Here is a 20,564-nt window from a genome sequence, read left to right on the forward strand (position 1 = left end):
TGGTTGCCCGCCATCGCTGTTCACCCTCGTGCTCGCATTTGAGTTCGGCAACGAGGGTGTCCAGCTCAGCTGGGGTACCGCGCGCGGCTGCCCGGAGGATGGATTCAAGCTCTTGTCTTCGCTTACTGCGCATCGCCGTGAACCCCAGTTCTTCGGATCTTCTGCTGGTGCATATGCAAACGACAAGTTGGCTCCGACTCGCGCATTTCTGCGCCCACGCCGATGTCCACGGCTGCACCGCAGTAGTTCGAGTACATGGCAGCGAGTCGGCGGCGGATCAGTGTGGGCCGATGATTTCTGCCTACCGTGGTGTTGGTGTTCCAATAGGTTCGACAATGCGTACGCGCACTGCCTGCGGACCACGGTCACCTTCCGTGATCTCGAATTGCACCCGATCGTTGTCAGCGAGTGCACGAAATCCTTGGCCAACTATGCCGGTGTAGTGGACGAATACGTCGGGGCCGTCCTCTCTTCCGATGAAGCCGAATCCTTTATCGACGCTGAACCACCTCACCGTTCCAGTGATCGGCATGTGATGTTGGCTTTCGTTTGCACCGTTCGGTGGCTCGCCTTCGCGCTGTGGGCCACGTCGATGACGGGATGTTCGCTGTCGTACAGGACGATGTGAGGTCATGTATCGAGCTTGGCCCCCGGAGATGAGTGTCGATAGTTGGCAACGGTTAGCAACTTGATGCCGCCGCTAGCCTGGTGGAGTGTCGAACGAACATCTCGGATTCGTGCCCGAAGCGATGGCGCCGGTCGCCGCTGCGGCATCCCGGACCGTCGGCCTCCCATCGGATGACATCCAGCTCCTCCGCCTAGGCCAGAACCTGATGTTCCGGCTGCCGGGACCAGGCGTAGTGGTACGCGTCGCCCGCGATTCGAGCTACTTGAGCACCTCAGTCAAAGAGGTCGAGGCAGCACGTTGGCTCCATGAGAACAGCTTCGAGGCCGTACGGACGGCTAACCTGCCTACGTCACAACCGATCACGATCGATGGTCATCCGATTACCTTCTGGCAGTATGTAGAAGGCTCCAGCGCGGGACAATCGGATCTCGGGGTGATCGGAGACCTACTGCGACGGTTTCACCAGCTTCCGCCACCGGTGGGAGTCCAGATCCCTGCCTGGCTACCCCTCGAAAGAGTCGAAGAGCGCATCGAGCAGGCAGAGATTCCTGACACGGACAAAGATTTTCTGGTCGGCAGGGCTACTGAGTTGCGAGCCGAGCTCCCTGGACTCGCATATGAGATGGATGTGGGTGTCAATCACGGAGATGTGCACATCAAGAATGTCATCGTGAACCCCGCTGGAATCGCAGTACTGCTCGATCTTGAAGCGGTCTGTCGAGCACATCGTGAGTGGGACCTGGCCAAAATCGCCACCGAAGCAGAGATGGGAATGCTCGCTCCCGAACGGTATATCGAATTTGCAAAGGCATACGGGCACGATGTACGAGGCTGGAAAGGGTTTCCCACAGTCTGCGCAGTCATGCAGCTACGTATGACGACCTGGCTAGGTCAGAACGCCGCACACTCCGCAGCCGTTCGCCATGAGTTCAATAAGCGGCTCAACACCATGCGTACCGGTCGTTTGTGGGATGCGTGGCGTGGCTTTTGACCGAGAACTCTACTTCGGCTTCGGCTCGGAGTGATCAGCCTGACGGAGTGTGTATTGATTCGATCGAATCTGAAAGTTCTGGCGCGTCGAGGACGGACGCTCGCTTCCGGAATTCTCGAACGTAGCTTACATGGCGCGCTGACTGAAGGCCTGCGCCATCGCGTGCAGCTGACTCTGCCAGGGAGGCTGCTTCACCAGCCTCTCCGGCCATCAGCGCGGCGTGCGCAGCGACGAAGTGGATAAAGGATCGTGTCCGCCGAGGAGTTGTGGGAGTAATGGCCAAAGCCGTGAACCGGCGTGCCTCCGCAGGCTGACCCAAGTCTTTGAACGCATGCGCGATGTCGCCTGCCAGCTCGGCTTCATCGTAGTAGCCGATCCATGCTGGCTCGTCAGACGCACTGCGGCCGAACAAGGATTCTGCGTGCCCGATTGTCGCGATCGCTTGCCGGGCGTCGCCGAGGACTGCCAACGCCCGGGCTTCCATCATCACGCACATGGTTTCAACCGTTTTGGTGCCACGTCCACGTAGCGCCGCCTGCGCCGCGCGCGCGAAGGTCAATGCCCGCTGAGGCCGTCCTAGGAACGTGTACTGATGGCTGAGATTCGCCAGTAGTCGGGAACCCATCAAATGGTCTCCTGCCTCCTCTGCGAGTCGCAGCCCGAGGACGAAGTACCTCGCAGCAAGACTGTGCTGGCCTTCGTCGTACGCGGTCCAACCCAATAGCTGAATGACCTCCGCAGCAGCAGAAGATACTTCCCGATGACGTGGCTTGCCGCGGCTAGCTCGCAACTCCGGCACTACCTGTGATCTGAAGAAGGCAGTCAATGCGTGTCGAACATGACCACCGCCCAACGCAAAGTCGAGGTCCATCAATTCCGCAGCTCTGGCACGCAACCGGTCGGCAATGGGATGCACTGTACCGGCGCAGTGAACATCACTATCGAGCACCGAGAAGGAGCGAGTGAACAGATAGCCCGCGATCACTTGATCGTCTTCGACAAGCGCGAGTCCGGCGTCGGGATAGTCTTTGCTGGGCTGACCCCGTCCGCCGCTGAGCCCTTCCATGAGGTCCACTGCGCTGGGGAGATCGTGGACGTAGGTACCGGATCGGACGAATAGGTCGTCGACGTCTTCCAGTTGCAGGACGGTGGTGAGTAACCGTCTGTAGAAGGCATCTGGGACCGTACGGTTGTTCTCCCACCGCGACAGCGCAGTTTTCAGGCTGCGCTCGGTCATAATCCCGATGCCTTGGTGATTCGCACATTCCACCAGTGCTTGGATCAGCCGCCCGTAGGACCACTGACGCGACCGTCGCGCTGCCCGGATCTCATCACCGAAAGCCATGGCTTGACCTTGCCGCGCTCAGGACGGCAGTCCATGAAACGGGAAGCGGTACAGAAACCTCCCGATTGCGGCCTGCACCTCGCTAGCGGGCAACCGTCGGACTCCCTCGATCGGCGCGGGCTCCGACGGTCGCTGGAACGCTCCGGTCGATCGTGAAGTCCTCATTGCCGACGGGGCATCTGCGGCGGCATTCATCAAGTCATGATTGCACATGATGGACGAGTGTCGCGCGGCGGCCTGGCATGCTCGCATGCATGAATTCTGCTGCCTCGGTGAGAGCTTGGCCTCGTCCGAAGCAGCGAAGCTTGAAGCTAGTCGAACGAAAGAACCGGACGCACTGAGGCTTGACTCAAGATTAGTTGGGGCGTTATCGACACGCGGACGAGGCCTAGATCATGGACGTGTTTGAACGATGCCGTAGTGGCCAGAGGTTCGCCAAGAAGGGTCCGAGGACTCAAGCCGGAAAGACGTAGTGCCATCGATTCCTACAGCCAAGTCTGACTTGAGAGTCCGAAGTGCGATGACAGCGGTTGGAAAGTACTCGGTTAGGGAGCTAAACGGAGTTGCCGTCGGCCAGTGGTGGTCGCCTGTCAGCCGTCGATAGTTGAGGTCGCCCTTCAAGATTACGGCGTCAGCGGCAGACAGCTGGCCTTTGAGATCGGTTGGCAGTTCGTGAAAAGACTGTGGTGCACAATAGAACGCATGACTCGATAGGCGAAGTCTGTCGTTGCGCAGAGCCGTGGTGAGGTGATCGGCGGTGCCTGAGGCACGTCCGGGGATCGATTCCAGCAGGCGCAGTGTCGCCAGGAGATCTGTTGTGGTGGCGTCGGAGACGTAATACGGGTGTGGTTTGAGGTGGAGTTCGACCGTGAGTCTGGTGTTGAGGTTCAGGAGATGGTCGATGAGCAGAAGGTCGGGGATCAGCTCGCGGCCGGAGTTGTCGGCGATCAACGTGATCGTCCCATCGGTGACGGCACGCAGGAGATCTACCGCTTGAGCGGTCTGGTCGACAATGATGTTGGAGTGATTGTGCTCGCGGGCAGCCGACATGGGATCTGAGATCCGGAATCCGAGGTCCGCGCGGTTACCCCATAAGGCGGCGTGGATCAGGGCTGCGGTTTCTGTCGGCGAGCCGTCGTGGTCGGGGTTCATCGCTGCGAGTTCCGCAGCGAGATCGGGGTCGTGGAGTTCGGTATTCTTCTGGACGAAGGGATCGATTCCGCGCCACGGGCCGGGTTCGTAGTAGCCGACTGCTTCCAATAGCAGGCGATAAAAGTAGCTCTCGGCCCAGAGGAACGGCACGTCGAGCCAGTCGCAGCCGTAGAGTCCCTCACCCCACGTGTCCCAAGCGTGCTTGGCCACTGCGCCGTCCGGCAGGGGCCGGACCTTTCCGGTGATTTCCTCCCGCAATACCTCGAGTCGTCGCTGGATTTCGGGCGGGTAGGGGTGGCCGCACGCGATCTGGTCGATCAGGGTGGGATGGCGCTGGGTCAGAACCTTCCACGAGAAGGATCCCTTCTCGCTGGACAGGATCGCCGGGGCGGAGGTGGTGCTGTTGGACATCAGGCTCCCATCGCGGACTGAGGGACGGTCAAGGTTGTCATACCGCCCGCGCTGGCAATCGTGACACGACCACGGGCCGGTTCGAAGGCGGCCGCCTGACAGGAGGCGTCGACGCGGACTTCGCAGTGGCGGGATTCGGTGAGTGACCACCAGCGGGCTGTGCCGTTCGCGGCGACGGAGACGACATGGTCATCGAGGAATCCCAGCATCAGGACGCGGCCAGCGTGGCCGGAAAGCTCGGCCACAGTTTCCCCGGTCCCGGTGTCGCGCACAATGATCGTGCCGGTTCCCGCTCCGACGGCCAGGCGTGATCCAGCAGGGTCGAGGGCGACTGTCCGGCTCCATCCGCCGGCGGCGGGTACGACCGTCAATAGTTCGCCGTGGCTGTTCCACAGGCGAGCTGTGCCATCTCCACATGCCGCAGCGAGGATCGACCCTTCATCGTCGAATGACAGTGAACGGATTCGTCCTGCGGCGGTGCGGGTCTCCCAGATGAGGTCGCCGGCTGGCAGACTCCAGACTCGGACAAGTCCGTCGCGGGCGCTGGCGGCGACCCGAGTCCCTGAACCAGCGATGGTGACCGCCCATGTTCTGCGTGCTTCATGATTGAGAACCAGGCTCCAGGCTGGGTCGGTGGTCGATCGCAGGTGGACTTGGCCGTCGCCGCAGGCCGCCGCGATGTAGTTCGCGGCGCAGGCCAGCGACCATATCCGTCCGGGACTGACCTGCATCGTGGCGCATTTCGTGCCTGACTCGTCGGTGATGGTGATTTCGCCGGTACCGTCGCCGAGCAATGTCTGCCGGGTCTGGGGATGGTGGGCGATCGACCAGACCGTGTTAACCCCTGGTACCCATGTCGAGACGAGCCCACCGCGCAATCGTCTGATCGCGCCGTCTTCGCACCCGGCGATCACCTCGCCCGCTTCGGTGATCGCGATAGAGCGGATCCAGTCGACTCCCGGCGGCATCGCGGCATCGGCTACCTGCCGATCGTCTTCGAATATGTGCAGGTGGGCGTCCTCGGTCGCGACGACTGTCTGGTCGTTGTCGGAAACGATGGCGCGGACACGCTCGGTGAATGTCGCTCGGGTTTCGGGGATCAGATCGTGGTCGGGGGTGATCGTCCAGCGGCGGATCGAGCGGTCTCCGGAACCGCTGAGGAGTGTGCGCTGATCGGCAAAGGCGACTGTGCGCACCCAGTCGTCATGGCCGATCTTCTCGGCAGTGATCCGGCCATCGGCAAGGTCGATCAGCCGGACGGATTCGTCCTGGCCACCGACCGCGATGAGCTGGTCGTCGAGAGATACGGCTACCGACCAAACCGGAACAGCAACGACGGTCGGTGCTCGCACCATCGTGCGGTGCTCGACGTCCCATACCGAGATGTGGCAGTCCTCGGATCCGGAGACCAGCCGAGTGCCGTCGTGGGTGAACACCAGCGATCTGACACGGCGAGTGTGGCCGGCGAGCACGGCGATCACCGATCCGGACTCGGTATCCCACAGCCGGATGTCGGCGTCATCGCCGCCCGTGGCGACAACGGAGCCGTCGGGGGCGACAGCAGTGGCGTGTATCCATCCGGTGTGCCCGCTACAGCGGCGGACCGGGCTGCCGGTCGCGAGATCCCACAGCTTCAGCACTCCGTCCTCGCCACCGGAGGCCAGCGTCGAGCCGTTCACCGACACCGAAACGACCGCCCCGATGTGGCCGGGGCTGTGGTTGTCCGATGAGACAACATGTTCGACGTCGAAGCCGCTGTCAGAAGGGGCACAGGCCAGTTCATGGCCGGTCCTTGCCGTGATGACCCGCAGAGTGGCCAGAATATCGGTGCGGTCGGTCAGCCCGTGCAACAGAAAGCCCGCCGCGGTGAGCTCGCGACCAGGGCTCGAGCTGGGATGACTCGACAGAATCTGGTAGTCGAGCGCGAGAGACTGATGGCCATAGCGATGCACCTTGTCCGCGAGGAAGTCCAGCGACCCGAACGTGGCGTACAGCTCGTCGAGCAGGGCCGCGCGATCGAGATGGTAGGAAAGCCACCGCCACAGGTAGTCAACGTCTTGGGCATCGACCCACCGCAAACTCACAGGGCGGAAGGCATCGAGCAGCGAACGGTGTATGGCCTGCTGACCGTCGCCACACAGATGCCGAAGGTAAGCCACGAACACGTCATGCAGAACGATGGCGTCTTGACCGGCGAGATGGGCGCTGATCATCGAGCGATCCGCGAGAACCCGGCAGAACCGGCGAGTGCTCGACACACTCCAGCCGTGTGCGGTCTTCCACCACTGCGCCAGGATAGGGATCGGTATCGGTATCGAGGCCGGGAATACGCACAGGTCGAGGTAGCGGTCATCGAGGCGCGCGGCGCCGGGGATGGTGACATGCTCGACGAGGTTTCGCAGACTCGCCGAGATCGCATGGCCGATCGCGGTGCTGCGCTGGTCGGTGTCCCACACGTCGAAGGCACCCGGTCCGTCCGCCTGTAGCATCTCACTCGCGGCGGCGAGAGCCGCGCCCAGGGTGGCTCCGGAACGGATGTCATGGCCGACTGCGGCGTTGACGACGGTGGCCAACAGCGGCCACCCCCCGCACAGGGTAGCTAGCGGCGACAAACCATCGATGGCTTCGCTGGGCAGGTTGCGCCGAATCAGTTCCTTGGTCTCATCGGCGTTCATGGTGCCGAGCCGGAACACAGCAGCATCCGAGGGACACACTCCGACATTGCGTGTGCTGATCATCCGCACGCAACGGGGTGCTCCCTGAAGGAACGGTGCGAGATCGTGCGCGGACCAGACGTTATCGATGATCAGCAAGGCCTCGCGCTCGTCGAGGAGGCGGGCCAGGTGAAGGCCTGCCTGGGTGGGATCGGCCAGCGCTGGCCGGTCGTGGCCGAGGTGAACGCACAGATCCGAGATGAGCTGGACAACCCGGTCCGGGGTGCAACTCTGCCCGGTTTCGACCCAGAGGATGTCTTCGAATGCTGCCGCGACCTCGGGATCGTGTGTCACCTGGGCGGTCAATGTGGTCTTGCCGAACCCTCCCGGTCCTGCAACCGCGATCACCTGCGGGCTGCTGTGATCGGCAGCGGCGAGAACCAGAGCACGCAGCTCATGGAACTCATCGGCTCGCTGAATCAATCCGGACTCCAGTGGTGGTAGGAGCGAACCTACGGAGGCGGAGCACATCCGACCTTGCCAGAAGCGTTCGGCCGCGTCATCCTCGGCGCCGTCCAGGGTCGCGTCCATCACCTCGGCCAAACGAAGAGACAGCTTGTGCACCGCACCGCGGGTCTCCCACTTCTTGACCGTACTCACTCCGATACCGGTCTTCTGGGAGAACACCTCTCGCGTAAGCCGCATCGCTTCTCGGAGCGCGAGAGCATCGGCACCGGTCCAATGCCGAACCCGCAAACTCATCCGTCACCGCCCCCGTCTGCCCCTGCCGTCGTCGAGTGTCCCTACGGTACCCCTGCAGTGGCTTCCGCCGAGGATGACTGAATGGGACCTTGAAAACAAGCCGCTCCCAACATCATCAACTTCGAGATGGTGAGACGACAGGCCCGGCCAGGAGCGGCCGGCAGAGCAACCAGCGGGGTCCGCGCGGTGACCCGAACTGACGCCGACCAGTCCTGGCACAGGCAGTTCACGCGAGCCGCTACCTCTGACGCGCCTCGGCTCAACTGTCGAGGTACCGCTGGTTATCGACTGTCCGCCGCCTGATCGCGAACGGATTGATGACGTTGACAATTCAATGGGCAGACCAGCATGACTTCCAAACGTTGCTGAAACGATCCGAAATCGAAGACAAACCAGTTCTGCTGGACCTGCATTCGCCGCAATGTCGCGACTGCGCGAGCCATGACCGAAACATCTACTCCGATCCTTCCATCGCGCGTGACGTCATGGCGTACACCCTGCCGGTCAGGGTGCCTACCACCGATCCAGACCGTGCGAGCACCGACATCATCAACAACCATATCTACATCTGGTCACCGACCATTCAGCTCCTCGCACCCGGTCAGACGCGATACCACGAATGGAACGGTGCGCCGCGCCGAACCCGCCTGTCGGTCGGCTATGAAAGCGTATTCCATGACACCCCAGGGCATTTGACCCCGGGGTCCTTCAAAGCGCAGTTCCTCGTCGCACGTGGCAAAGAAGCCTTGCGTAAGAAGAAATTCCGCAATGCCGTCCGGCTCTTCGACGAAGCGATCGCTCGCCACCGCAAAGAGGTCTGCGGTCGGACGTCGGATGCCGTTCTCGGCGTCCCCGAGTGCAGATTTGCTGTGGTTGGTTTGCCGGGAAGTCCAGGCCAGCGACTTGCCCACCGCTTCCCGTGCTGCGCGCAGGCGCGCTCCTATCAGGGCCGCGTCGTGGGCATGCACCATGAACGGATAGTAGGCGCGAACTGTAAACGGCTGTAGCCGATTTCGCGTTCGTGGGCCCGCACACTCGAACAACAGCCAGACCCAAAGACGGGGTGGAGGCGGAGTGGAGGGGCGCCCCTATCGGGCATGGACACCTCGCCGGGCTTGAGCACCGCGACCGCTCGTCGGGCCTGCTCTACGTCGACAACCAATGCCCGCCACACCATCCACTTACACCGGCAACAAGAGGTAGGTACATATGCTCGAAGCCAGCACCGACGCCGAACGACTCGCCATCCGATGGGGCATCGACGCCGACGACGTCATGTTGATCGCGCTCAATGCGTGCGGTCTGGACGCTGACATCGGGGTGTCGCGGTTGCGGTTTCGGCTGCGGCTGAACTCTCGCCCTGAGGATCAGCTGTACATGATCTTGTCGCTGGGCCGGCGCCGGTCACCATTCAAGTTGGTCGGTGAGCAGGTTCTACTCGGTGGTGAGCAGGTCGCGGTCATCGACGTCGCCGAGGCCGACGACGCGGTGCTTGGGTATTGGCGCAACGAGGGCCGGGTCCTGACATTGAACTCCAACGCGCGCAGCGCATGCACCGGCTGCGTGTTCTGCCCGAACACCCTTGAGGAAGCCAACGATCCCCGCTTGGCCCTCGACGACCTCAACGCCTACTTCTCCACCCTGGTCGAGGACCGCACCGGCACAGGGCTGTCGGGCGTGGAGAAGGTGACCGTGTGCACCGGGTGCTTCCGGTTCGAGCAGCTCGCGCTGACCCACCTGCATCAGGTTCGCGAAGCGATGACTGCGCAACAGTGCGGCGGGGAGATCCACTTTCTGTCCAGTGTGCTGACCACGCCTGCCGGGCTGGCCGAGGCCGCCGGGATCGGACCGTTTCACCTGACGCTGACCGCCGAAGCCTTCACCAAGCGCGATCTGATCCTCAAGGAATCCAAGGCCGCGCTCACCCCGACCGAGATGGCGCGCGTTCTCGGTGACGCCGTCGCCGCGGGCATCCGCACCGACTTCACCTACATCATCGGCCTGGACCCGCTCGACGTCGCCGCGCGCCACCTCACCGACTTCGTCGAGGTGACCACGACCTTCCCGCGGTTCCAGGTCTATCAGTCCCACACCCCGATGATGGATGTGTTCCTCGCCGACGGGGCCCGTGACATCGAGTTCTACCTCGCCGCTCGCCGTGAGATCGAGGAGCTGTTCGGGCCGACCGGGCTCCGGCCACAGCCGTGGGAGAACTACCGGCCGCTGTGGTACTTCAGCTTCGCCGACGAGCCACTGACCGGCACCAGGATCTGACGATGACGGCTCGCACGATCACCGACGTCATCACCCGCCCGTTACCGCCGCTGCCCCTCACCGCCGCGCCCGTGGCGGAGGTACTGCCCGACTGGACTGGGCCCGCGCGGCGTCACCCGGCTGCGCAGCCGTGGCCGGAGAACCTGACCCGGATGGCGGTCGGAGTCGTCGACAGCACCGGCGCGACAGGTTGGTTCGGGCCGGTATCGGCCACGGTGGCCCAGTTGGCGTTCCGACCAGGTCGCTCCCGCCGTGATCGGCCGAGACCTCGCGGCCTGGCGGGCAATGGCCTCGCTCGCCCCGCACGGTCGCCACCGCCAGGGCGGGCACCTGCGCCTTGCGGTGTCGGCGGTCGAGCTCGCTGCGTGGGACCTGCGCAGCCACGCCACCGGTGTCCCGGTCGGCGCGCTGCTCGCTGGTGAGCGACGCGACCGCATCCCGGTGTATGCCACGGCACTGGGCATCGACATCGACCACCCGCTGGCACCCGACATCGCTGCCTGGCTCGTCGACGAGGGCTTCTGGGCACAGAAATGGGGACTGCCCGGCGCGGCCCGAGGCGAGACACCACGGGCGGACGCGGCCCGGCTGCGACGCCTGCGCGAGGCGGTCGGCGAGCAGGCCCGCATCGGTGTCGACGTCGGCGGGCGCTGGCCCGCCGACTACGCCCGCCAAATGCTCCCGGTGTTGGCCGAGGCGGGCGTGTGCTGGGTCGAGGAGCCCGGCCCGATCTCGCATGCCGACCTGGCCCGGCACGGGCTGGCACGCGCCGCCGGTGAGCACGACTACGAGCCCACCGACCAGCTGCGCACCCTCGTCGGGGATATCCAGATCTGGCAACCGGATCCGACCTGGTGCGGCGGGCTCGCCCACACCCTGTCGATGGTGGAACTGGCCGCGCGACTGAACATCCGCAGCCTTCCGCACGGCTCCGGCCTGGCGGTCGCACTGGCCCTGGCCGCCAGCGCACCCGCCGCGGCTGTTCCCGCAATCGAGTACCACATGACGCTGGAACCGCTGCGCCAAGACCACCAGCTCGATCCCTTGGTGCCCGCCGCCGGGCATCTGGACGCCCGCACGGTCGCAGGGTTGACCAGCGGCTATCGCTTCGTAGAAGGAGACGCCGGTGCCGCAGCGTGAGGTCCGGGCGATCTGCTTCGACATCGGTGGGGTCCTGGTGCGCATGCCCCGCGGAGTCCTGGCGGCCGAACTCGCCGAATTGCTCGACGCCGATATCGAGCACGTCCGCGACCTGCTGATCGAACACGCCAAGACCCGCCGCACACCGCCAGGTGAACTGGCTGCCATCCTCGCCACCGCATGCGGCCGCCCGCACGCAGCTGACGTGGTGGCTGCTCGGCTGCGCCTGCGCGTGGCCGACATGGCCGATCCGCCGCTGTATCCCGATGTGATCCCCACCTTGGAGCAGCTGGCCGGGCTCGGCTTCCGCATCTGCCTGCTGTCGAACGCGATCGGGCCCGACCCCGACACCCAGCCCGCGCGGCCGCCGTACTTCGTGCTCGCCGAGGTGGTGCTGCACAGCTGGCAGATCGGCGCGTGCAAACCGCAGCCGGCCGCCTTCCGCGCGATCGAGGCCGCGATGGACCTGGCGCCGCAGCAGCTGCTCAACGTCGGTGACAGCGCCCGCTTCGACATCGACGGCGCACTGGCCGCTGGCTGGTCTGCCATCCACCTCGTCCGCAACAGCGCTACCCCGGCGCACCCCGACGTCGCCCGCATTGGGGCCCTGACCGATCTGGCACCTCTGCTGAGCTGAAAGGCCCTGTCCGTGACCAATATTCTCGATGAGCTGCCCTGCCGCGCCGAATGGTTGACCGCAGCCCGCTGCGACCCGATCACCGGGTTGGTGGCCTTCCCCGACCTTTACCCGCATGGCATCACCGATGCACTGGCCAGCGTCGTCGCCGAGCACACTCTGCTCGGCCTGGCCATCGGTGATGTCGACGACCTCAAAAGCCACGTCGAGCACAGCAACGCCACCGATCCCGACAGCTTCGGCCATCTGGCCGGAAATGCGCTGATGACACAGTTGGGTTCAGTGTGCCGAACCTGGTTCGCCGACACCGCATTCCCCGCAGGATGTGTATCGACGTTCGGTGGTGACGAGGTCATCGTGGCCGCGACTGGCGTCACCGAGGCGGGGTTCACCGCCTCGGTCACCGACCTGCGTGACCGCTGCCGAGCCGCACTGCCGTGCAGCGTGTCCTTCGCCGCGACAGTCGTCCGCCCCGGCCTGGTGTGGCCGAGCGTCGACCCGGCAGTGCGCGCGAAGTTCCTCCTCGCCGCAGTGGACCGCGCGTTGTTCGCGGCCAAAGCGGCGCGCCGCAACACCGGCGGTCCCGCCGGGGCGCTGGTCATCGTCGATCTTGCCCGGGTGATGGTCGATGCTGCCTGAACTGCCCGCAATCCCGGTCTGCACCGAAGGCACCCTTCGCCGGTTGCATGGCCGCACCGTGGTGGTGCTCGACTTCGCTGCACCCCGAGGGCCCCACCGCGGGCGCCGCTACCGCGTCGAGCACCACCACGGGACCGGCGGCTGTTCACGAGTGGTGTTCAACATCGACGGCCGCGCCGCCTTGAATCCGCCGCCCTGGGCCGCCCAGCAGACCAGCGGAGCGGTGGCGCTGCGGTTGCGCGCGCTGCCGGATCGCCGCCACCATCGCATCCCTGCGGACCTGCAACAGGCCCTGACCGCAGCCGATCTCGACCTGGACCACATCACCGAGCCCGAGCTGACCCAGATCCTCGAGATGATCGTCGAAGCCGGGAACGATCAGCTGCGTGCCGACCGCATCACCGCTGCCGTGGCGGCGATCGCCCAGGCCGGCGCTGATCGGAAGGCCCGGCGATGACCGACTGGACAACCCAAGTCGCGGCGGCCGCGGCCTCGGTGACCGCCGCCGAGGTCGACACCGCGCGACGCGCCCTGGACTACCTGTGCCTGGCACAGCTGTATCTGGGTGACAACGTCACCTTGTCCACGCCGTTGCAGCCCGGCCACGTCAAACTGGCCCCGGCCGGGCACTGGGGCGTGTGCCCACCGGTCAATGCCGTACTCGCCGCGTTGGGCCCCTACCGGCGCATGCCCGGAACCGACGTGCGGGTCGTGCACGGAGGCGGCCACGCCGGGCCGTCGGCGCTCGCGCACGCCTGGATCACCGGTGCCCTCGACACCGGTGAAGACGCATTCGGTCACACCGAGCATGACCTTGCGCAGCTGTGCGCGCAGTTCCCGCGCACCCGGTTCGGTGGGGAAATTACGCCGCTCATCCCCGGCCACGACCACGTCGGCGGCCAACTCGGGCCCGCTCTGGCGATCGCCCACGGCATGGGCTTGGACGCCCCCGACAGGCTCGTCGTCGCGGTGATCGGCGACGGAGAGTGCGAAACCGGCGCGACTGCGGCAGCCTGGCTGGGCGCACGCGCCATGATCGGCACCGGCACCCACGGCCGCGTGCTGCCGGTCATCCTCGCCAACGGCCTGCGCATGGGCTCGGCCTCGCTGCTGGCCGCCCTGGACCCCTGCGATCTGGCCCGCCACCTCGGCGGCCTGGGCTATGAGGTGATCACCGCCGGCCCGTCCACCGACGAGATCACCGCCGCAGTGGCCCGCGCCTTGACCGGGCTGCGGCCCTTGCAGTACGGACCGTCGACCGTTGTCGTCGTTACCGTCGACAAGGGCCACGGCGTGCCGAAAACGGTTGCTGGGCAACAGGTTGCACAAACGCCGCGAGTGCACAAGGTTCCCCTCCGCAACCCGCGCGAAGATAATGCGGAATTCGTTGCGCTGGAGCGCTGGCTGTCGGGCTACCGCCCGCAGGAACTGTTCACCGGCGGGGCGCCGACCGCGACGGTGCGCCGCGTCCTCGCGCCGGCCGCAACCAGCCGGGTCGAACTCCACGCACCGCGCGGCTGCATCGCCGCCGCCGGCGCAGTCGCCGACCGGGTCGCCGGCGCAGACTTCGGTGCCGCTATCACCACCACCCTGCGCGAACTGAACTCCGTCTACGGGCTGAGGGTGTTCAGCCCGGATGAACTGGCCTCCAACCGGATCGAGCTGGGAGCCCCCGATTCTGGCTGGACGATCGAAGTGCTCAACGAGGAGCTGTGCCACGCCTGGGCTCAGGGCTATCAGGCCACCGGTCGCCGCGGCGTGGTCGTCGGCTACGAGGCGTTCGCCCCGATCACCGCCTCACTGCTGGCCCAACAGCTCCTCGCGCACCGGCTCGCCGCGGCGGCCGGACGCCCGCCGGGCCCGAGCCTGGTCTACCTGCTGACCAGCCTCGGCTGGCACAACACGATCACCCACGCCAACCCCGGGCTCATCGACATCGCCATCGGCACCGCCGACCCGAGCGTGCACGTCTATCTGCCCGCCGACGCCGCCCGCACCGCGGCCGCACTCACCTTCGCCGTGCGCAAATTCGGCCGCGCCAGCCTGGTCATCGCCTCCAAACATCCGATGCCCGCCCATCCGCACACCACCATCGACGCGGAGCTGCATGACGGGTACGCCGTCTGGCCGCACATCGCCGACGACCCCGATCCCGAGATCGTGCTGGTCTCGATCGGTGACATCGCCGCCCGCGAGCTCACCCGCGCCGCAACGACCATCACCGCCACCCGCCCCGCGGCCCGCCTGCGGTACGTGCACATCCACGACCTGACCAGCCTCGGCGCACCCGGTCGCCGTGACGCCGCGATCTCGGCCACCGACTTCGAGCGGCTGTTCCCACACGGGGCCACGGTCCTCATCGCGACCACCTGCTACCCGGCCGCAGTCCATGCACTGCTCGGGGAACGCGCCGCACCGCGCACCGTCGTCGTACGAGGCTGGGCCAACCCGCCCCTCCCGATGAGCCACGACGAACTACTCCACCACACCGGGATCGCCACCAGTGCGCTGCACGAGGACGCCCTCGCATTGCTCGACAGCACCACCTGTGACCCCTTATCCGGCAAGGAGCCCGCTGAATGACCTACGACCCCCACGGCCTGTTCACCGGCGCCGCCCCCTTCTACGCCCGGCACCGGCCCGGCTACCCGGCCGCGCTGTTCACCACCGTGAGCGACCGCTTCGGTCTCGATGGCACCCAACAGGTACTCGACCTCGGTTGCGGCACCGGCCAGATCGCGCTGCGCCTGGCACCGTTGGTCGCCCACGTGCACGCCGTCGACCCCGATCCCCAGATGCTGCACGAAGGCGCGAAACTCGCCACCGCGGCCGGGATCGACAACATCAGCTGGCGCGAGGGCGACTCCTACCACCTCGACGCCCTCGATCTGCCCGCTCTCGATCTGGTCACCATGGGCGCCAGCTTCCACTGGACCGACCGCTCCGCACTGCTGGCCGACCTCGACCATCGCCTCACCGCGGCCGGTGCGGTCGTGCTGGCCAGCGGCGGGCCCCCGGCCACCGCCACCACACCGCCCTGGCACGACATCGTCACCGAGGTCCGCACCGCCCACCTCGGCACGGCTCGCCGCGCCGGCGCCAGCACCTACACCCATCCCCGCCTGACCCACACCGAAGTCCTGGCCACCTCGGCGTTCTCCGACATCGACGTTACGACCTGGCACTGGGATCTGGATCGGGACATCGATTCCGTGATCGGGCTCCAGTTCTCGTTCTCCTACAGCGCACCAGGGCAATTCAGCGACGAGTCCGCCCGCGCGGCGTTCGCGGACGACCTGCGGGCAGCGCTCGTGGAGAAGTTCGGGCCCGACGCCGTACTTACCGAACACCTCACCACCGAGCTGATCATCGCCGCCCGCCCGAACGGAGGGTCATGACCCGAATCCCGCTCCGGATCACCTCCGCCGACACCGCCGACACCGGTCGCGTCGTCGTGGAGTGGATCATGTCCAGCGTCTGCAACTATGCCTGCCACTACTGCCCAATTTATTTGCACGACAACAGGGTTCGCTGGCCTGACTATGACTCGGTGCACCGCTTCACCCGCACCGTCGCCGAGCACTACCGCGGCCGCGGCATCACCTTCCTGCTCAGCGGCGGCGAGATCACCCTGTGGCCACGGCTGCCCCGCATGGCCGCCGACCTGCGCGCCCTCGGCATCGACGTCGCGGTCCTGTCCAACGGCAGCCGGCCGCAGCCCTGGTGGGCTACCCACGCACCCGCCTTCGACCACGTACTACTCAGCTACCACCACGGACGCGCCGACCCCGACCACTTCCGTGCCGTCGTCGACACCATAGCCGCGACGACCAGCGTCGATGTCAACGTGGTGATCGACCCCGCCGCCTTCGACACCACCATGAACCTCGCCGCGACCATCCAGGCCGACGGTAAGGCGCCGGTGCACCGCAAGATCATGTTCCTCGACGGCTGGGCGCGGGCCGCCGACTACAGTCCCGACCAGCACGCCGCGCTCACCGCCGCCCTCGCCACCGAGGTCGACCAGCCCGGCTCCCGCGAAACCGCGCTACTCAAAGGCGACCTCGACGTCGAATACCTCGACGGCACCCACGAAGTCCTGACCCCGTCGCAGCTCATCGACACCGGCGCTAACCGGTGGCCTGGCTGGACCTGCAACGTCGGCGCCGAATCCCTGTTCATCCGGTTCGATGAGATCTGGCCGGCGTCGTGTCGCGAGGGCGGCCGGATCGGATCGATCTTCGACAACAACCTGGCCCTGCCCACCGCGGGCATCACCTGCACAGCGCGGTCCTGCAACTGCATCGCCGGAATCAAGGCCACCAAGTCCGCCCCGACCGCCGTCCACCCCTGAACCCGAGGTGAGAACCATGTACACCGTCCCGGACCTGCGCCAACTGCACCTCGAGGTCTCCACCCGCTGCAACGCCGAATGCCCCATGTGCGCCCGCAATCTCTTCGGCGCCACCGCTCCCGGCCTCACCGAAACTTCGATGACCCTGGACCAGTTCCGCACCTACGTGCCCGAACACGTCCTGGCCCAACTCGAGATCGTCGACATCTGCGGCGCCTACGGCGATCCCGCCATTGCCCCCGAACTGCTCGACATCTGCCACCACATCCACTCCACCAATCCGGCCACCACCATCCGCATCTACTCCAACGGCGGCCTGCGCACCCAGACCTGGTGGACACGGCTGGCCGAAATCCCCGGCGTCACCACGATCTTCGCCATCGACGGGCTGGCCAGCAACGGCGTGTACCGGCGCAAAATCGACATCGACAAAGTCCTGGCCAACGCCGCCGCGTTCATCGACGCCGGCGGCCGAGCCCAGTGGGACTACATCGCCTTCGCCCACAACGAACACGAGATCGAATCCGCCCGCGCCCGCGCGACCGAACTCGGATTCGCCGAGTTCAGCGTCAAGAAGACCGCTCGCTTCCTGCGGCCTCTGTATGAACCCGCGCCTGAACTGCGTCCCGGTGACGGCATCGATGCCGCCCCGATCTACGACCGCACCGGCACAGTCGTCGGGGAACTGCGGCCACCGGCCGACGAGCGGCTCGTCAACGAGGTCGTGCTCTGGGCGCGCAGCATCGAGGCCCGCGCCGAGTACTTCGACGCGTTCTTCGACACCTGCACCATCCAGTGCCAGGCCCTCGACTCGAGCGCTATCTTCGTCTCGGCGACCGGGCACGTGTATCCGTGCTGCTGGCTGTACGTCCAAGCGACGCTGCCCCAGCTGTATCGTGGACAAGCCGCCACCGACGCACAGGTCCACGACCTGCTCACCGCCTCCGGCGGAGTCACCACCCTCGACGCCGCCCACCACCCGCTCGATGAGATCCTCGTCGGCGAATTCTTCACGGCCGTGGAACGCAGCTGGAGCACCGACACCATCGCGGGCGGCAAGCTCAAGGTGTGCTCGCGGGTCTGCGGAGAAGGGTTCAGCGCCTACCGGCGGCAGTTCGATCGCCCCGACCTCGTCCCCTGACCGCCAGCCGAACGCAGCACAGCCCGCCGCATCGCACCGAACCGCCAGAGCAAGGAGCGAGAACCCGACATGACCAACACCCCGTCGACCCCACCAAGCTGGCCTATGCGACCCGGCTACCGCGACGACCTCTTCCGCGGCGCAGCCGAGTACTACAGCCGGTACCGCCCGGCCTACCCCCAGCCACTGTTCGACGACCTCCTCGACCAGGTCGGCGAGGGCGGCGTCCTGGTCGATCTCGCTTGCGGCACTGGTGAAATTGCGATTCCGCTGCACACCCGGTTCGCCCACGTCTATGCCGTGGACCTCGAGCCCGACATGGTCGAGGTCGGACGCGCCAAAGCCGAGCGAGCTGGCGCCACTAACATCACCTGGAGCACCGGCAAGGCAGAAGACCTGGCCATCGACGAACCGGTGCAGCTCGTCACGATCGGCAATGCGTTCCACCGCCTGGACCGATCGCTGATCGCCGAGCGCGCCCGCCAATGGCTGGCCCCAGGCGGATGCCTGGCCGTCCTGGGCAGCAGCACACCGTGGAGCGGGACCGAGCCCTGGCAAGCCGTCGTAGTCGACGTCGTAGCCAGATGGTCCGGCGAGCCGGGACGCCCCGCGAGCACTGTGGCTGCCCCCGCCGAGGACGACACCCCCGCGCGGCGCACTCACGAAGACGTGCTGCACGAAGCAGGGTTCGTCGACGTCGCTGAGCACCAGTTCCCCACACCGCACACCTGGACGGTGGATGAGTTCCTCGGATTCTTGTGGTCGACCTCCTACACCGCCCGGATTCGTCAGGACTCCACTCTCGCAGAACGATTCGAGACCGATCTGCGAGCACGATTGCTCGAACTCGAACCATCTGGACAGCTCCAGGAGTCGATCGCCCACTACTACATCCTCGGCTGCAACCTTGACCCCGCGCACAAATGATCGTCGTCGTGAGCGACTCCTGAAGGTCGAAACCGACTGCAGGACACCATAAGCAACGTCGAGGCCGACGGCGAACGTCGTATGAACCCGGCACCCATCGACTGGTCCTCCCTCGCACCGTCCTCGATCTGCGAATGTCCGACCGTTAGCGCTACGGCCAGCCGAGTCTGCGACGCAGCCATTGCGTTGTCACGTGTTCGGCGCGGGCGCGGTGTTCGCGGAGCTGTGGTGCGCGCGGCGGCGGTGGTTGACGGCTGGCGCTGGCCCAGTAGCCGGAGAGTCCGCAGAGCAATGAGTTTATGGAGGCGGGATCGGTGTTTCTAGTTACGGGGTGGGTTGCCAGGATCGGATCCGGATCGATTCCCTTGTTGGCGATGGCTGGTGTGAGCATGACGAGATCGACCCAGGCTGCGCCAGTGCATGGCCACGCCCAATCGACCACAGCCACGGTTCCGTCGGGGCGCATCCGCATGTTGTCGGGACGAAGATCGGTGTGCAGCAATACTTTTCCCGCTGCCGAAGTGGTCCAGTCGCCCTCCAAAGCCGCGAGCCTGTCCAGGTTGCGTCGCGACCAGTCGTCGAGATCAGCGGGTGGGCCCTGTTCGGCATAGCGGCGCCAGCCGGCGAGCTTCACGCCATAGAGGTCATCGATGGTCGGCACGTCGAGGCAGTGGGCTCGGATCTAGCGCCTCCGACATCAGCTCGACCGCAGTCAGCACCGCGGCCAACTCGACCGGATCCTCGAGCCGAGGGTGGGCGCCGGAGATGTGCTCGAAGATCATGACCAACCAGCCGTCGGCCTCGATCGTGGCCAACACTCGCGGCGCTGGCACACGCGGTGGTAGCCGTGTGGCGGTGGTCGCTTCGGTGCGGTACATGGTGATGAGCGGGTCATCGGTGGTGATGGCCTTCGCGAACACCACACGATCGTCATCGAGCACCAGCCGGGCCGCTAGACCGTGGCTGAATCCGCCGGGTTGGGTCACCGCGGAACGTACCCGCGCACCGACGCGTTCTTCGACAGCGTGGCGCGTCGGTTCGGAAAGGTCCCGCCAGATGATCCGGTGGGCGGTGTTCATCTCGTTGGCCATTCCAGCATCCTGGTGCCACGCATCATCTGGCGGCCACCTGTTTTCGCGGTCTGCGCGCCTCGGTCCGCCGGACAAGTGGCCGCTAGCCACCTCGCAGAGACGCATCCGACTTCGACAAACTGTTCCAGGTTCTGACCGAACGCGAGGAGAAAGTACTCTGTCGCGATCGCCTCCAACGACAGCTACTCGGGCTGGACCAAGACCTTCACCGACCCACGCCTCTGCGCTGCGATCGTCGACCGGCTCACCTTCGGCGGCCATATCATCGAAACCGGCACCGACTCATACCGACTCGCCAGCACTCGCGCCAAACAGAACTGAAACGGTGGCACCCGACCGAAACGACGGGTCGGGTGCTTTCCGTTCTCGCGCAGACGATCCCGCCCGATTGCCTCGACTCAGAAACGGGCGTTACGAA

General features: G+C 65.6%; 18 protein-coding genes and 1 pseudogene. 12 read left to right on the forward strand and 7 right to left on the reverse strand.

The window, feature by feature from the left end; translation table 11 throughout:
• Nucleotides 1-301: 301 nt before the first annotated feature.
• Entirely contained in the window at nucleotides 302-634 is a 333-nt protein-coding gene (locus ACWEVR_RS32740; RefSeq protein WP_452470077.1) for a cold shock domain-containing protein, read from the reverse strand.
• A gap of 79 nt (nucleotides 635-713) precedes the next feature.
• Between ACWEVR_RS32740 and ACWEVR_RS32745 the strand changes: the two genes are divergently transcribed.
• Nucleotides 714-1,619 (forward strand): phosphotransferase enzyme family protein, encoded by a 906-nt coding sequence (locus ACWEVR_RS32745; RefSeq protein WP_452470078.1) that lies wholly within the window; start codon nucleotides 714-716, stop codon nucleotides 1,617-1,619.
• A gap of 34 nt (nucleotides 1,620-1,653) precedes the next feature.
• Here ACWEVR_RS32745 and ACWEVR_RS32750 read toward each other — a convergent pair whose 3' ends face one another.
• The 4 genes from ACWEVR_RS32750 to ACWEVR_RS32765 all read right to left on the reverse strand — a co-directional run bounded on the left by ACWEVR_RS32750 (nucleotide 1,654) and on the right by ACWEVR_RS32765 (nucleotide 8,914).
• Entirely contained in the window at nucleotides 1,654-2,964 is a 1,311-nt protein-coding gene (locus tag ACWEVR_RS32750; protein WP_452470079.1) for a hypothetical protein, read from the reverse strand.
• A gap of 393 nt (nucleotides 2,965-3,357) precedes the next feature.
• Nucleotides 3,358-4,527 (reverse strand): damage-control phosphatase ARMT1 family protein, encoded by a 1,170-nt coding sequence (locus tag ACWEVR_RS32755; protein ID WP_452470080.1) that lies wholly within the window; start codon nucleotides 4,525-4,527, stop codon nucleotides 3,358-3,360.
• Nucleotides 4,527-7,886 carry an NB-ARC domain-containing protein gene (locus tag ACWEVR_RS32760; protein WP_452470081.1) on the reverse strand — a complete coding sequence of 1,120 codons (3,360 nt, stop codon included), beginning with the start codon at nucleotides 7,884-7,886 and terminating at the stop codon, nucleotides 4,527-4,529. Before ACWEVR_RS32760 ends, ACWEVR_RS32755 begins: the two co-directional genes overlap by 1 nt.
• Before the next feature lie 629 nt (nucleotides 7,887-8,515).
• The gene (locus ACWEVR_RS32765; protein ID WP_452470082.1) at nucleotides 8,516-8,914 is read right to left on the reverse strand and encodes a helix-turn-helix domain-containing protein; all 399 of its coding nucleotides are present in this window, start codon (nucleotides 8,912-8,914) and stop codon (nucleotides 8,516-8,518) included.
• A 238-nt stretch (nucleotides 8,915-9,152) separates the two neighbouring features.
• Between ACWEVR_RS32765 and ACWEVR_RS32770 the strand changes: the two genes are divergently transcribed.
• From ACWEVR_RS32770 to ACWEVR_RS32815, 10 genes are all read left to right on the forward strand, one after another.
• Nucleotides 9,153-10,217: a radical SAM protein gene (locus ACWEVR_RS32770; protein WP_452470083.1), complete on the forward strand. Its 1,065-nt coding sequence runs from the start codon at nucleotides 9,153-9,155 to the stop codon at nucleotides 10,215-10,217.
• 252 nt (nucleotides 10,218-10,469) lie between these two features.
• The gene (locus ACWEVR_RS32775) at nucleotides 10,470-11,357 is read left to right on the forward strand and encodes an enolase C-terminal domain-like protein (protein WP_452470084.1); all 888 of its coding nucleotides are present in this window, start codon (nucleotides 10,470-10,472) and stop codon (nucleotides 11,355-11,357) included.
• The gene (locus ACWEVR_RS32780) at nucleotides 11,344-11,994 is read left to right on the forward strand and encodes an HAD family hydrolase (protein ID WP_452470085.1); all 651 of its coding nucleotides are present in this window, start codon (nucleotides 11,344-11,346) and stop codon (nucleotides 11,992-11,994) included. The genes ACWEVR_RS32775 and ACWEVR_RS32780 overlap by 14 nt, the downstream gene beginning before the upstream one ends.
• A gap of 12 nt (nucleotides 11,995-12,006) precedes the next feature.
• A complete protein-coding gene (locus tag ACWEVR_RS32785; RefSeq protein ID WP_452470086.1) occupies nucleotides 12,007-12,633 on the forward strand; it encodes a GGDEF domain-containing protein in 627 nt (208 codons plus the stop codon).
• Complete coding sequence (locus tag ACWEVR_RS32790; RefSeq protein ID WP_452470087.1) at nucleotides 12,623-13,090, forward strand: hypothetical protein; 468 nt, start codon at nucleotides 12,623-12,625, stop codon at nucleotides 13,088-13,090. The genes ACWEVR_RS32785 and ACWEVR_RS32790 overlap by 11 nt, the downstream gene beginning before the upstream one ends.
• Complete coding sequence (locus ACWEVR_RS32795) at nucleotides 13,087-15,216, forward strand: phosphoketolase (protein WP_452470088.1); 2,130 nt, start codon at nucleotides 13,087-13,089, stop codon at nucleotides 15,214-15,216. Before ACWEVR_RS32790 ends, ACWEVR_RS32795 begins: the two co-directional genes overlap by 4 nt.
• The gene (locus ACWEVR_RS32800; RefSeq protein ID WP_452470089.1) at nucleotides 15,213-16,031 is read left to right on the forward strand and encodes a class I SAM-dependent methyltransferase; all 819 of its coding nucleotides are present in this window, start codon (nucleotides 15,213-15,215) and stop codon (nucleotides 16,029-16,031) included. Before ACWEVR_RS32795 ends, ACWEVR_RS32800 begins: the two co-directional genes overlap by 4 nt.
• Nucleotides 16,028-16,987, forward strand: a complete 960-nt coding sequence (locus ACWEVR_RS32805; protein ID WP_452470090.1) for a radical SAM protein — start codon at nucleotides 16,028-16,030, stop codon at nucleotides 16,985-16,987. The genes ACWEVR_RS32800 and ACWEVR_RS32805 overlap by 4 nt, the downstream gene beginning before the upstream one ends.
• Nucleotides 16,988-17,003: 16 nt before the next feature.
• Nucleotides 17,004-18,128 carry a radical SAM protein gene (locus ACWEVR_RS32810; RefSeq protein ID WP_452470091.1) on the forward strand — a complete coding sequence of 375 codons (1,125 nt, stop codon included), beginning with the start codon at nucleotides 17,004-17,006 and terminating at the stop codon, nucleotides 18,126-18,128.
• A 69-nt stretch (nucleotides 18,129-18,197) separates the two neighbouring features.
• Complete coding sequence (locus ACWEVR_RS32815; RefSeq protein WP_452470092.1) at nucleotides 18,198-19,055, forward strand: class I SAM-dependent methyltransferase; 858 nt, start codon at nucleotides 18,198-18,200, stop codon at nucleotides 19,053-19,055.
• Between the two features lie 151 nt (nucleotides 19,056-19,206).
• On the opposite strand, the gene ACWEVR_RS32820 is transcribed toward ACWEVR_RS32815, so the two are convergent.
• Together ACWEVR_RS32820 and ACWEVR_RS32825 are read right to left on the reverse strand one after the other, a co-directional pair.
• Entirely contained in the window at nucleotides 19,207-19,716 is a 510-nt protein-coding gene (locus ACWEVR_RS32820; protein WP_452470093.1) for a phosphotransferase, read from the reverse strand.
• Complete coding sequence (locus ACWEVR_RS32825) at nucleotides 19,700-20,146, reverse strand: hypothetical protein (RefSeq protein ID WP_452470094.1); 447 nt, start codon at nucleotides 20,144-20,146, stop codon at nucleotides 19,700-19,702. The genes ACWEVR_RS32820 and ACWEVR_RS32825 overlap by 17 nt, the downstream gene beginning before the upstream one ends.
• A gap of 116 nt (nucleotides 20,147-20,262) precedes the next feature.
• Here ACWEVR_RS32825 and ACWEVR_RS32830 point away from each other — a divergent pair.
• Nucleotides 20,263-20,467, forward strand: a pseudogene (locus ACWEVR_RS32830) (ATP-binding protein); the annotation flags it as partial.
• Nucleotides 20,468-20,564 lie beyond the last annotated feature (97 nt).

Source organism: Nocardia sp. NPDC003979, from assembly GCF_053605015.1.

Bases quoted from the DNA above. Each gene is read 5' to 3' on its own strand.
- ACWEVR_RS32740 (WP_452470077.1), bottom strand. From the start codon at position 634: ATGACCTCACATCGTCCTGTACGACAGCGAACATCCCGTCATCGACGT.
- ACWEVR_RS32750 (WP_452470079.1), bottom strand. From the start codon at position 2,964: ATGGCTTTCGGTGATGAGATCCGGGCAGCGCGACGGTCGCGTCAGTGG.
- ACWEVR_RS32755 (WP_452470080.1), bottom strand. From the start codon at position 4,527: ATGTCCAACAGCACCACCTCCGCCCCGGCGATCCTGTCCAGCGAGAAG.
- ACWEVR_RS32760 (WP_452470081.1), bottom strand. From the start codon at position 7,886: ATGCGGCTTACGCGAGAGGTGTTCTCCCAGAAGACCGGTATCGGAGTG.
- ACWEVR_RS32765 (WP_452470082.1), bottom strand. From the start codon at position 8,914: ATGGTGCATGCCCACGACGCGGCCCTGATAGGAGCGCGCCTGCGCGCA.
- ACWEVR_RS32770 (WP_452470083.1), top strand. From the start codon at position 9,153: ATGCTCGAAGCCAGCACCGACGCCGAACGACTCGCCATCCGATGGGGC.
- ACWEVR_RS32790 (WP_452470087.1), top strand. From the start codon at position 12,623: ATGCTGCCTGAACTGCCCGCAATCCCGGTCTGCACCGAAGGCACCCTT.
- ACWEVR_RS32795 (WP_452470088.1), top strand. From the start codon at position 13,087: ATGACCGACTGGACAACCCAAGTCGCGGCGGCCGCGGCCTCGGTGACC.
- ACWEVR_RS32800 (WP_452470089.1), top strand. From the start codon at position 15,213: ATGACCTACGACCCCCACGGCCTGTTCACCGGCGCCGCCCCCTTCTAC.
- ACWEVR_RS32805 (WP_452470090.1), top strand. From the start codon at position 16,028: ATGACCCGAATCCCGCTCCGGATCACCTCCGCCGACACCGCCGACACC.
- ACWEVR_RS32810 (WP_452470091.1), top strand. From the start codon at position 17,004: ATGTACACCGTCCCGGACCTGCGCCAACTGCACCTCGAGGTCTCCACC.
- ACWEVR_RS32815 (WP_452470092.1), top strand. From the start codon at position 18,198: ATGACCAACACCCCGTCGACCCCACCAAGCTGGCCTATGCGACCCGGC.
- ACWEVR_RS32825 (WP_452470094.1), bottom strand. From the start codon at position 20,146: ATGGCCAACGAGATGAACACCGCCCACCGGATCATCTGGCGGGACCTT.